Source organism: Mycobacterium europaeum, from assembly GCF_002102155.1.
Taxonomy (GTDB): domain Bacteria; phylum Actinomycetota; class Actinomycetes; order Mycobacteriales; family Mycobacteriaceae; genus Mycobacterium; species Mycobacterium europaeum.
On the sequence record NZ_LQOU01000046.1, the window covers coordinates 28,238 to 40,949 of the forward strand.

10 protein-coding genes are annotated in these 12,712 nt (G+C 67.5%); all 10 read left to right on the plus strand.

Translation table 11 applies throughout. The features are described from left to right. Window positions 1-99: 99 nt before the first annotated feature. The 10 genes from AWC03_RS21095 to AWC03_RS21140 all read left to right on the plus strand — a co-directional run bounded on the left by AWC03_RS21095 (window position 100) and on the right by AWC03_RS21140 (window position 12,699). Entirely contained in the window at window positions 100-1,668 is a 1,569-nt protein-coding gene (locus AWC03_RS21095; protein WP_085242660.1) for an AMP-binding protein, read from the plus strand. A 44-nt stretch (window positions 1,669-1,712) separates the two neighbouring features. Beyond that, window positions 1,713-2,870, plus strand: a complete 1,158-nt coding sequence (locus AWC03_RS21100) for an acyl-CoA dehydrogenase family protein (RefSeq protein WP_142278456.1) — start codon at window positions 1,713-1,715, stop codon at window positions 2,868-2,870. Between the two features lie 118 nt (window positions 2,871-2,988). Continuing rightward, a complete protein-coding gene (locus AWC03_RS21105) occupies window positions 2,989-5,106 on the plus strand; it encodes a hydantoinase/oxoprolinase family protein (RefSeq protein WP_085242662.1) in 2,118 nt (705 codons plus the stop codon). Beyond that, entirely contained in the window at window positions 5,103-7,142 is a 2,040-nt protein-coding gene (locus tag AWC03_RS21110) for a hydantoinase B/oxoprolinase family protein (protein ID WP_085242663.1), read from the plus strand. Before AWC03_RS21105 ends, AWC03_RS21110 begins: the two co-directional genes overlap by 4 nt. Then, the gene (locus AWC03_RS21115; RefSeq protein ID WP_085242664.1) at window positions 7,143-7,436 is read left to right on the plus strand and encodes a DUF1330 domain-containing protein; all 294 of its coding nucleotides are present in this window, start codon (window positions 7,143-7,145) and stop codon (window positions 7,434-7,436) included. Continuing rightward, window positions 7,437-8,501 (plus strand): alcohol dehydrogenase catalytic domain-containing protein, encoded by a 1,065-nt coding sequence (locus AWC03_RS21120; protein WP_085242665.1) that lies wholly within the window; start codon window positions 7,437-7,439, stop codon window positions 8,499-8,501. Then, window positions 8,498-9,250, plus strand: coding sequence for an SDR family oxidoreductase (locus tag AWC03_RS21125; protein WP_085242666.1), 753 nt, complete (start codon window positions 8,498-8,500; stop codon window positions 9,248-9,250). Before AWC03_RS21120 ends, AWC03_RS21125 begins: the two co-directional genes overlap by 4 nt. Continuing rightward, window positions 9,247-10,293 (plus strand): phosphotransferase family protein, encoded by a 1,047-nt coding sequence (locus tag AWC03_RS21130; protein ID WP_249025926.1) that lies wholly within the window; start codon window positions 9,247-9,249, stop codon window positions 10,291-10,293. The genes AWC03_RS21125 and AWC03_RS21130 overlap by 4 nt, the downstream gene beginning before the upstream one ends. Beyond that, complete coding sequence (locus AWC03_RS21135; protein ID WP_085242668.1) at window positions 10,293-11,546, plus strand: acyl-CoA dehydrogenase family protein; 1,254 nt, start codon at window positions 10,293-10,295, stop codon at window positions 11,544-11,546. The genes AWC03_RS21130 and AWC03_RS21135 overlap by 1 nt, the downstream gene beginning before the upstream one ends. After that, window positions 11,539-12,699, plus strand: a complete 1,161-nt coding sequence (locus tag AWC03_RS21140) for an acyl-CoA dehydrogenase (RefSeq protein WP_085242669.1) — start codon at window positions 11,539-11,541, stop codon at window positions 12,697-12,699. Before AWC03_RS21135 ends, AWC03_RS21140 begins: the two co-directional genes overlap by 8 nt. Window positions 12,700-12,712 lie beyond the last annotated feature (13 nt).

The window sequence follows — 12,712 nt, forward strand, 5'->3', positions numbered from 1 at the left end:
GAAATACTAACTGATAAGTCAAGATTGGCTGAGCGGAGACCCGCGTCACAGCGGCGGGATCTGTGAGGTGGACGTCACGAGACGGCAGAGGAGCGATGTGTGACCACGACAGCGGCTACCGGGCCGAACTACAGCAGCCTGATCGTCGAGGCGCTGACCCGGTATCCCACCCGGGAGGCGTTCGTCCTGGGGGATCGACGCGTCACCTATGCCGAAGCCGCCGACACCACCGCCCGCATCCAGCGGGTCATGCACGACCACCGCGTCGGGCGCGGATGCGGCGTCGGGGTGCTCAGCCCCAACGCACCCGAAGTCTTCATGACCCAGGCCGCCGCCTTCCTGTCGGGCGCCCGCTACAGCGGACTGCATCCGATGGGATCGATCAGCGATCACGTATTCCTGTGTGACGACGCCGAAATCGAACTGCTGGTGGTGCACCCCAAGTTCGCGGAAGCCGCCGCGATCATCGCGGAGCGCGCCGCCTCGGTGCGCCACGTGCTCACGATCGGACCCACCGGCGGTTTCCCGGACCTGCTGGAACTCGCCGGCCGCGTCGCACCGGGCCCGCTGCGGGCGCTGCCGGTTGACGAGGAGGAGGTCGGCTGGCTGCAGTACACCGGCGGCACGACCGGCAAGCCGAAGGGGGCCATGTTGTCCCACCGCGCCCTGGTTCAAGAGGTGCAAAGCCTGACCGCCGGCTGGGGCTTGCCGGAGAACCCGCGCTACCTGGCCGCGTCGCCGATCACCCACGCCGCGGTGCTGCCGCTGCTGCCGACGCTGTTGCGCGGCGGGACGGTGGTGCTGCAGCAGGGCTTCGACCCCGACGCGTGGCTGCGTGCCGTTGAGGCCGAAAGGGTCAACTACACCTTCCTGGTGCCGACCATGCTCTACACCCTGCTGGACAAGACCGACCCGGGCGCGGTCGAAACGTCGTCATTGGAGACCCTCGTCTACGGCGCGGCACCGATGTCGGCGGCCCGCATCGAGGAGGCCCAAGAAGTCTTCGGCCCGGTCCTGCTGCAGGTCTACGGACAAACCGAATGCATGGGCATGACGACGAGCCTGCGCAAAGACGAACACGACCCGGTCCGCCGGCCCGAATTGCTGGCCTCCTGCGGGCGCCCGGTACCGGGAGTGGAAGTCCAACTGCTCGACGACGCCGGGTCGCCGGTCGCCGACGGGGAGATAGGCGAGATCGCCGTCCGTTCGCGAAACCTGATGAACGGCTACTGGAAACGCCCCGACGAGACCGCCGCCGCCCTGCGCGGCGGCTGGCTGCACACCGGCGACATGGCCCGCAGGGCCGACGACGGATTCTTCTACATCGTCGACCGCAAGAAAGACATGATCGTCACCGGCGGTTTCAACGTCTTCGCCAAGGAAGTCGAAGACGCCATCGCCGCCCACGCCGACGTGTCTGCCGTCGCGGTGATCGGCGTGCCCGATGAGAAGTGGGGTGAGGCGATCACCGCCTTCGTCGTCGCCCGGCCCGACGCGACGATCGATGCGGACCAACTGATCGCATCGGTGCGGGCCCGCAAGGGTCCCCATCAGGCGCCGAAACGGCTCGAGATCGTCACCGACCTTCCGATGACCGCGGTCGGAAAGATCGACAAGAAGGCGCTTCGTGCCCGGCACTGGGCCGATCGTTCGCGCCAAATCAATTGACCACCAACGTTACCGGCAATTCAACGCTTCGGGAGGAAGCCCCTGTGTCACCTTCGCCGTTCATCCTCGATGAGGACCATCTCGCCTTCCAGCAAGACGTCCGCAAGTTTGCCCGGCGCGAATTCCTGCCCGGCTATCTCGACCGCGCGAACAGCACCGAGTTTCCCCACGCCGAACTCGCCCAGCTGGCGCAGGCCAACCTGACCACGCTATCGCTCTCGGAAGAATTGGGCGGTCAGGGAGCAGACCTCCTCGCCGTCGGCATCGCATGCGAGGAGATCGCCTACGCCGACCCGAACATCGGTTACATCTTGTTCAGCACCAACAGCCTGGTGACTCTGCTGGCCGGGCATTCGTCCCCGGCCGTCGCCGCGCACGCCGCCGCGGTCGCCAGCGGGAAGACGCTGGGCTGCTGGGCGGTCACCGAGCCCGGCGCCGGATCCGACGCCGCGGCAATGACCACCAAAGCGGTGCGCGTCGACGGTGGATGGTCGCTGAGCGGAGAGAAGACGTCCGTGACCCAGGCGCCCCACGCCGGGATTGCCGTCGTTCTCGCCCAGACGGACCCGTCCAAGGGCTCCAGGGGAATCGGCTGTTTCCTGGTCGACATGACAGCGGACACGGTGTCATCGCAGAGCTTCGACGACCCGGGATTCAAGCCGCTCGGGCGCGGATCGGTGATGATGGATAGTGCTTTCGTCCCCGACGACTGTGTAATCAGCGCTCCCGGAGCGGGATTTGGCGCCATCATGGCCGAGTTCGACCTGAGCCGCACCCTGATCGGTCTGCTCACGGTCGGCACCGCCCAGCGCGCCATCGACATGGCGACGGCCTACGCGCGGGACCGCCGAAGCTTCGGCCGGCCGTTGGCGGCGCACCAGGGTGTTTCGTTCGCCATCGCCGAGCACACGACCTACCTCGCCGCCGTGCGATCACTGGCCTACCACACCCTGGGTCTGCGCGCAGCCGGACTGCCGCACACCAAAGAAGCGGCGATGCTCAAATGGTGGGCGCCGAGGGTGGCGTTCAACGCCATCCAGGAATCGGTCGTTCTGCACGGGCAGGTCGGTTGGTCGAACGAAATGCCGCTGCAGGCCATGCTGCGTGACGTGTCGGGCTACCAGATCGGCGACGGCACACCGCAAATTCAGAAGATGATCATCGCCCGGGATGTCATTGGCCGCGATGCCGTGACCGGCTGACCCACCCATGCCCCCAGGACGCGGACCCGTCTGGCCGACGAGACCATGTCGCGGCGCTCTGCCCACGGCCAGGCGACTGGCCTGCGCTCAAACACAATTCGAAGGATAGGAAGCGGCAATGACCGAGCAGGTTCAGTATCAGATCGGCTGTGATATCGGCGGCACGTTCACCGACGTGACCGCGGTCGACAGCCGCGGCAACGTCTACTCCGACAAGTCCGACACCACCCCCGACGACCTGAGCGTGGGGTTGGTCGCCGCGCTGGAAAACCTCGCCGAGCGGATCGGTGTGCCGCTGGACCAGGTGTTGGCGCACACCACCCGCTTCGTCAACGGCACCACCGCGGTGACCAATTCGATCGCCGAACTGCGGGGCGCGCGCGTCGGTCTGCTGACCACGCGGGGGTTCGGCGACAATCTCCTCATCGCCCGGTCGGCCCGCAGCGCCGACCGGGATCACCACCGCCAGCTCAACATTCCCCAGATCGTTCCCCGCGAACGTGTCATCGAGGTCAACGAACGCATCGACCGCAAAGGGGCAGTCGTCGTCCCGCTCAGCGACACCGAGGCCCGCGCGGCGGTCCGGCGGCTGGTCGACATGGGCGTGGAGGCCATCGCCATCTCGCTGCTCTGGAGCTTCGCCAACCCTCACCACGAAGAGCAACTCGCAGCCGCGGCCGCCGAGGAGGCGCCCGGCTTGTTCGTCAGCGTCTCGTCGCGACTGCACCCCGTGATCCGGGAATACGAGCGCACCATGACCACCGTCCTCAACGCGTTCACCGGAATCCGAGTCGCGGAGTACACCGGGCGCATCGAAAAGGAACTCGGCGACCGCGGCCTGCGCACGCCCATCGGATTCATGCAGGGTTTCGGCGGGACGCTGACCGCCGATGAGGCCCGCGAACGCCCCATCACCCTCGTCGACAGCGGACCGGCCGGCGGAGTGATCGGCGCCCAGGCACTGGCCACCCGCCTCGGAATGCACAACGTGGTCACCGCCGACATGGGCGGCACCTCCTTCGACGTCTCGGTGTTGCAGGGCAACAAGCCGTTGGTCACGCAGCGCGTCATGCTGCGCGACCAGTTCCTGACCGCCCTGCCCAAAATCGACGTCCTGCCCATCGGTGCCGGCGGCGGCAGCATCGCCTGGGTCGACGCGCGCGGCATCCCGCAGGTCGGACCGCGCAGCGCCGGCGCCGACCCGGGACCGGTCTGCTACGGCAAAGGGGGAGTGGTACCCACGGTCACCGACGCCTCGGCCGTCCTGGGGCTGCTTGCGCCGCAAGCATTTCTGGGTGGGCGCCGCGAGCTGGCGCTGGAGCCGGCCCGCCAGGCGATGGAAAGCGAAATCGGGAAGCCGCTCGACGTCGACGCCGTGCATGCCGCGGCGGCGGTCTACCGGATGGTCACCGCGAACATGAGTAACGCGGTGCGCACGGTGACTGTGGAGCGCGGGCACGATCCGCGGATCTTCAGCATGGTCGCCTACGGCGGCGCCCTGGGTATCTTCGCTGCCGACATCGCCCGCGAGGTCGGCATCCGGCAGGTCGTTATCCCCGCGGACGCCGCGGTCTTCTCGGCCACCGGCCTGCTCAACAGCGACGACGTGCGCACCAGGTCGCAATCGGCGATGTGGGCCGGCGGGGACGCAGGGCCCATCGCGGCGGCGCTCGGCGAGCTCGACGACGAACTGACCGCCACGCTGCGCACCGCCGGATACTCCGACGACGCCATCGACGTGGTGTGGGAGGGCGAGTTCAAATACGCGGGCCAGCAATGGGAGTTGCCGGTCTCGCTGCCGCGCAACCGCAACCTCGGCGAGGCCGATCTCGTCGACGCCCAACGGCGCTACGGCGAATTGTACGAAGCAGAGTACGGCTCGGGCAGTGCGTGGGTGGGCAGCCCGGTGGTGCTGGTGGCCGTGCGGGTCACCGCCACCGGACGAGTCTCGGCGCTGGAACCCGTGCCCGCGCAAGCGGTCCCGGAGTCCGAACGGGTCCTGGCCCCCACCGGAAGCCGGCGCGTCTTCTTACCCCTGGAGGGGCGGGAGGCCGATGTGGCGGTCTACGACACCGGCAGCGCACGCGCCGGTCACGAGGTCACCGGACCGGCGATTCTCGAGCATCCGCTGACCACCCTGCAGATCCCGCCGGGCTGGACCGCCCGCATCGATGAGTGGGGCAACTTCATCCTCACCGACCAGACCGCATCCACGACCCAGGAGAACGCGCAATGAGCACACCGACCATGCAACGCGGTGCCGCGGCAACCGATCTGCCCGTCGACCCCGTCACCATCGAGATCTTCTCGAAGGCCTTGGAGAACGTCGCCCACGAGATGGGCGTGGTCATGATGCGCGCCTCGGGCAGTCCGGTGATCGCCGAAGCCGTCGACTTCTCGACGTTCATCGCCGACGCCGACGGCGACATCATCTGTTACGCCGGATACATCACCATCTACATCGGCACCGCCCGTCAGGCCGTCAAGCACATTCTGGCCACGGTGCCGCGCGATCAGATCCGCCCGGGCGACCTGTTCATCTGCAACGACCCGTTCACCACCGGCAACGCGCACCAGGTCGACGTCGGCGTGGTGCGTCCCATCTTCTACGGGGACGAACTGATCGCCTGGTGCTGGGCCGAGGCGCACGTCAACGACTTCGGCGGCTTCGCGCCGGGGAGCATGGCGCCGATGGCGACCGAGACCTATGGCGAGGCGCTGCGCCTGCCCGGGGTCAAGATCGTCGACCAGGGCCGTCCGGTGGACGACATCTGGCGGATCATCGAAACCAATATCCGCGTGCCCAGCGTGGTGATGAACGACATCCGCTGCTTCATCGCCGCCTGCAACCGCTGCGACGACCGGCTCCAGGTGCTGATCGACAACTACGGCACCGACGCGTTCAAGCGCTACGTCGAAATCGCAAAGGACCTCGCGGAGAAGGCGGTTCGTGACCGGATCGCGGAATTGCCCAGCGGCGTCTACACCGATGTCGACTACGAAGAGCACAACGGCCACACGGATGACATCTACCCGATCCGCTGCACCATGACCGTCGATGACGGCACCATCACCATGGATTTCAGCGAGTCATCTCCCCAGACAGACGGTTTCGTCAACTGCAGCGCGGCGATCACCTTGGGCTGTGCCTTCAGCCCGGCCTTGTTCATGCTGTTTCCCGATCTGCCGATCAACCAGGGCACGCTGCGCCCGATCCAGGTGATCACCCGGCCCGGGACGATCTGCGACGTGCAGATGCCCGCGCCGGTGTCCGGCGGGCATCTCGAAACCGGGCTGCGGCTCGGCCGGCTGGTGACGAGGATGCTGGCCAAGATTCAGTCGCAGAGCAAAAGCCTGTTCGTGCGTGAGCATTTGATGGCGCAGTGGCAGGACTCGTGGAACGCGGGCTTCTTCTACGCGCCCAACGAGGACGGTGAACTGGTGCCGTTCCCGGACATGAACGGCGGCAGTGGCGGGGGCGGCGCGCAGCCCGTGGCCGACGGCATGGACGTCGCCGGCGCGCTCGCCCAGCCGTCGAACAGCCTGCCCGACATCGAGATCAATGAGCTCGCCTATCCGATCCTGTATCTGTGGCGCAAGCTGTATCAGAACTCGGGCGGCCCGGGGCGATACCGCGGCGGCAACGGCCTGGAACTGGCGTGGACACCCTGGTACACCCCGGGCGGCCAACAGCATGTCATGACTCCCTGCTGGCAGGTCCCGCCGACGGGCCAGTCGGGCGGCTATCCCGCCTCGACGAGCGGCTTCACGCTGGTGTCCGGTGCGGGCGCCGATGGCGTGCTGGCCGCAGGCCGCGTGCCGACCTCGTTGGAGGATTTCGCGGCGACGCCAGAGTTGCTCAACGGCAAGCAGTTCGGGTTCGGCATCATGCCCGGCGACGTGCTTCGGCTGCGGTCCGGGGGCGGCGCCGGCTACGGTGACCCCCTCGAGCGGCCCGCCGACGAGGTGGTCCTCGACGCCCGGTGGGGCAAGATCGACCGGCAGGCGGCGGCCAACGCCTACGGTGTCATCCTCACCGACGGCGGGGACCTCGACCGCGCGGCGACCCAGCAGCGCCGCGACGCCATCCGCGCCGAACGCCGGTCATGGCCCATCGAGGATGGCCATGCGGTGCGACGCACGCTGGCCGCCGATCGCCTGGCCGAGCTGGGCCAGTGGTGCCAGCCGCGCCAGGGCATCGAGCTCGTCGAGGTCGCCGACCCGGTCACCGGCGAACTGATCAGCGCCGACATCAGCGTGCGGGAGGCGTAGGTGTCCTGCTACTTCCTCGCGGTTGTCGACAAGCACGACCGAGAGCGCTACGCCGACTACTCCAAGGCCAACGTGCAGCTGCTGTCGGGCGTCGACGTCAAGGTGCTCGCGGTCACCGACGACGTCAAGGTCCAGGAAGGCGAATTCGACGCCACCACGGTGGTGCTGCTGGAATTCGCCGACGACCGCGAGTTCCGCAATTGGTTCCACAGCGAGCAATACGCCGCGGTCAAACCCATCCGGCTGGAGTCGTCGACGGCGAAGTTCGCGGTGACCTTCGGTGAGGACGCCTGAGTGCAGGCGATTACCTACCAGGGCCCGGAGACGGTCGGGCTGGAGCACGTCAAGGATGCCCAACTGCCCGACGAACTGGGCGCCGTCGTGCGGGTCGCGGCCGCGGGTATCTGCGGCAGCGACCTGCACATCTATCACGGCCACGGGTTCAGCGACGACATCGGCTACCCGCTCGGCCACGAGGCCGTAGGCGAGGTCGTCGAGATCGGTTCGCAGGTCAAGAGGTTCGCCGTCGGTGACCGGGTGTTGGTGGCGGCCTCGGTTGGCTGCGTGTTCTGCGCGGCGTGCGCGGCCGGCCACGTCACCGCCTGTGAGCATCGGCGCCAACCGTGGAAAGAGTTGTGCTACGGCATGAGTCACCGGTTGCCCGGTAGCCAGGCGGAGTTCGTCGCGGTCCCGCACGCTGACCGCAACCTGTTCACGGTTGGTCTCTCGGTGTCCGACGACGCCGCCCTGGCGCTGACCGACAACGCGCCCACCGCGTGGTACGGGGCACGCCGTGCCGGGGTGGGGCCCGGCGACACCGTGGTGGTGATCGGCGGTGGGCCCGTCGGTCAGTTGGCCGTGCAGTCGGCCTTCCTGCAAGGCGCGGCGCGGGTGCTGATCGCCGAGCCCGTCGATCACCGCCGCCAGGCGGCAGAGTCGCTCGGTGCCGAGCCGATCGACGCAATGGACCCGAAAGCTCACATCCGTGAGCTCACGTCAGGGGAAGGCGCCGACGCCGTCATCGAGGCGGTCGGCCTGGATGAAACGATCGCTCTGGCGATCAGCGCAACCCGGAGGGCGGGCCGCGTCAGCGTCATCGGTGTCAGCCAGAACGATGCGTTCTCGTTCCGGATGCAAGCTGTGCAAACCAAAGAACTCCAGTTCTGCGCTGGGTTGTGCTCCGCCCAAAGGGAACTGCCGATCCTGCTCGCGCTGACGGCGGCGGGTCGCTTCGACCCCGGGGTGGTGGTCTCCCATCACCTGACGTTTGCAGAGGGCCCGGCCGGGTACGCGATGCTCGCCGAGCGCGCCGCAGGGGTCGGCAAGATCGCGCTTCGACCCGATGGTGCCGTCGCGTGAGTGCTCAAGCGGGACGCGTCGCCGTCGTGACCGGCGCCAGCCGCGGCATCGGTCTGGCGATCGCGCAACGCCTCGTCGATGACGGGGCCACGGTGTGTATCACCGGCCGCAAGCAAGGCGACCTGCAGCGCGCCGTCGAACAGCTCGGTTCCGCGCGGGCCATCGCCGTCGCCGGTCACGCCGATGACCCCGACCATCAAAGCCATGTCGTCGACACGGTGATGGGGACCTTCGGCCGTATCGACCTGCTGGTCAACAACACCGGCATCAATCCCGTCTTCGGAGCGCTGGCCGACCTGGACCCGGTCGCCGCACGCCGAACCTTCGAGGTGAATTGCCTGGCGGCGCTGTCCTGGACCCAACAGGTGCAGACCCGCTGGATGGCCGGCAACGGCGGCGCCGTAGTCAATGTCGCCTCAATCGCCGGACTGATCGCCTCACCCGGAGTCGGCTTCTACGGAGCAACCAAGGCAATGCTCATGCATCTGACCAAACAACTCGCCTTCGAGATGGCGCCACAGACGCGGGTCAATGCGGTTGCTCCCGCGATGGTCAAGACCAGGTTCGCTGCCGCCCTCTACGAGAACCGGGAAGAGCAAGTCGCCGGCCGGTATCCGCTGCAACGGTTGGGCACACCGACCGACGTCAGTGCGGCGGTGGCGTTTCTCCTCTCTGATGACGCCGGATGGATCACCGGACAGACGCTGGTCATCGACGGTGGCGTCACGCTGGCTGGTGGTGACGCGTGACCGAAAGTGCTACGAGCGCCGGGACACCGGGACTGGACATGGATGCGTTGCAGCGCTGGCTGGATGGCGCGCTGCCCGGTGACGGCGCCGGCCCGCTGACCGCCACGTTGCTGGCCGGGGGGAAGTCGAACCTGACCTATCTCATCCAAGACCAACAGCGTCGTTGGGTGCTGCGCCGCCCACCGCTGGGGCATGTCCTGGCCACCGCACACGACATGCACCGCGAGTACCGGGTGCTCGCTGCTCTGCACGGCACTGGTGTGCCCGTCCCGGCCGTTTACGCCCACTACGCTGCCACCGACGTGATCGGCGCGCCTTTCTACGTCATGGAGTTCATCGACGGCGCGGTCTACCGCACCGCCCGCGAACTCGCCGCCACCGGCCCGGACGCCACCGCGGCCATCGCCGCGGCGATGGTAAGGGTGTTGGCGGACCTACACCGGGTCGACATCCACCGCGTCGGTCTCGCTGACCTCGGCAGGCCGCAAGGTTATCTGGAACGCCAGGTCAACCGGTGGGCCAGGCAATTGGATGCATCGCGCAGCCGGAGCCTGCCGCAGGCCTCAACCCTCGTCGGCCTGCTGCGCCGCCACGTCCCCACCGAAACCCGGACAACCCTGGTGCACGGCGACTTCCGTCTCGACAACCTGTTGATATCGGGAACCGAGGTCCACGCCGTCATCGACTGGGAAATGGCGACTCTGGGCGACCCCCTCACCGATGTGGCCCTGCTGGCCATTTACGGCCGGTTGCCGGCGCTGGTGACGACGCCTGCCCTCCCCGACGTCAGTAGGGCCCCAGGCTATCCGAGCGAATCGCAACTGTTGCAGGCCTACGCCGTGGCGAGCGGCCACGACCTGCGGTCGTTGACCTTTCACCTCGCGCTGGCCTGTTTCAAGTTGGCGGTGATCTTGGAGGGCATCCACTACCGCCACAGTCACGGGCACACGGTCGGGACGGGCTTCGAGTCAGTCGGCGCGGCCGTAACACCCCTTCTGGAGGCCGGCATCCGCGAATTATCCACGCACAGCAAGGATTACTGATGGACTTCACTTTCGACGACGTCACCAAGGATCTGCAGAAGCGGTTGACGGCGTTCATGTCCGACCACGTCCACCCCGCCGAGCAGCGGTTCAGAGCCGATCTGGAAGCCTTGACCGATCCCTGGGCGTGGTCACGCACCCCGACGTTGAGCCGACTGCGAGAACTGGCCCGCGGTGAGGGATTGTGGAACCTGTTCCTGCCCGGCGCGCACGGCGGGGGCCTGACCAACCTGCAGTACGCGCCGCTGGCCGAGATCACCGGCCGCAGCCTTGCTTTGGCGCCGCCGGCGCTGAACTGCTCGGCACCGGACACCGGCAACATGGAGGTGCTGTCCATGTTCGGCACCGATGCGCAGAAGGAGCAATGGCTTTACCCGCTGCTGGCTGCTGAGATCCGTTCCGCATTCGCCATGACGGAACCGGCCGTCGCCTCCTCGGATGCCACCAACATCGCCACCCGAATCGACCGCGACGGCGATGATTACGTCATCAATGGCCGGAAATGGTGGATCACCGGTGCGATGAACCCCGATGCCGGCGTCTTCATCGTGATGGGCAAGACCGACCCGACCGCAGCCCGGCACCGGCAGCACAGCCAGATCCTCGTTCCGCGAGACGCCCCAGGGGTCAGCGTCGCCCGGGGGATGGAAGTTTTCGGGTACGACGATCGCGACCACGGCGGACACGCCGAAATCGAATTCCGCGACGTCCGGGTGCCGGCCGCCAACCTCATCGGCGACGAAGGCGACGGCTTCGCCATCGCCCAGGCACGGCTCGGGCCGGGGCGAATCCACCACTGTATGCGCGCGATCGGGGTCGCCGAACTCGCCTTCGACCTCACCTGTCAGCGAGCATCCGGCCGCGTCGCCTTCGGGCGGCCGCTGGCCGAACAAGGAGTGGTGCGGGACTGGATTGCCGAGGCACGGGTGCGCATCGAACAGCTCCGGCTGCTGGTCCTTAAAGCGGCCTGGTTGATGGACCGGGTGGGCAACCGAGGCGCGCACGGCGAGATTCAGGCCATCAAGATCGCCACCCCCCGGACCGTGGAATGGGTATTGGACAAGGCCATCCAGGTGCATGGCGCGGCCGGCCTGAGCCAGGATCTGCCACTCGCCGCCGCCTTCGCGAGCATCCGCACCCTGCGCTTCGCCGACGGCCCCGACGAAGTCCACAAAGACGCCCTCGCCAAGTCGGAAATTCTGCGCCGACAAGCCGACGGCGCGACTACCGCAGAGGAGAAGGTCGGTGCCTGAGCGCACGTCGTTTGATCTGTTTCAGTTGCCGGAGGAGCATCAGGAGTTGCGGGCGGCGATTCGTGCGTTGGCGGAGAAGGAGATCGCCCCGCACGCCGCCGATGTCGATGAGAACTCGCGGTTCCCGGACGAGGCGCTGCAGGCGTTGAACGCGTCGGGTTTCAATGCGGTGCATGTGCCCGAGGAGTATGGCGGGCAGGGTGCGGACTCGGTGGCGGCGTGCATCGTGATCGAGGAGGTCGCCCGGGTTGATGCGTCGGCGTCGCTGATCCCGGCGGTGAACAAGCTGGGCACGATGGGGCTGATCCTGCGGGGGTCTGATGAGCTCAAGAAGCAGGTGCTGCCGCAGATCGCCGACGGTTCGGCGATGGCGTCCTACGCGCTTTCCGAGCGGGAGGCCGGCAGTGATGCGGCCTCGATGCGCACCCGCGCCAAGGCCGACGGCGACGACTGGATCCTCAACGGCGCCAAGTGCTGGATCACCAACGGCGGCAAGTCGAGCTGGTACACGGTCATGGCGGTCACCGACCCGGACAAGGGCGCCAACGGTATCTCGTCGTTCATGGTCCACGCCGACGACGAGGGCTTCACGGTGGGTCCGAAGGAACGCAAGCTGGGCATCAAGGGCTCCCCGACCACCGAGCTGTACTTCGAGAACTGCCGCATCCCGGGGGATCGGATCATCGGCGAGCCGGGCACCGGCTTCAAGACCGCGCTGGCCACGCTGGACCACACCCGGCCCACGATCGGCGCCCAGGCGGTCGGCATCGCCCGGGGCGCACTGGACGCCGCGATCGCCTACACCAAGGAGCGCAAGCAGTTCGGCCGTCCGGTCGCCGACAACCAGGGCGTGCAGTTCATGCTCGCCGACATGGCGATGAAGCTGGAATCGGCGCGGCTGATGGTCTACCACGCCGCCGCGCGCGCCGAGCGCGGCGAATCCAACCTGGGCTTCATCTCCGCGGCCTCCAAGTGCTGGGCCTCCGATGTCGCGATGGAGGTGACCACCGACGCGGTACAGCTGTTCGGCGGCTACGGCTACACGCAGGACTTCCCGGTCGAGCGGATGATGCGCGACGCCAAGATCACCCAGATCTACGAGGGCACCAACCAGATCCAGCGCGTGGTCATGTCACGGGCGCTGCTGAAGTAGCAGGGTGTTTCCC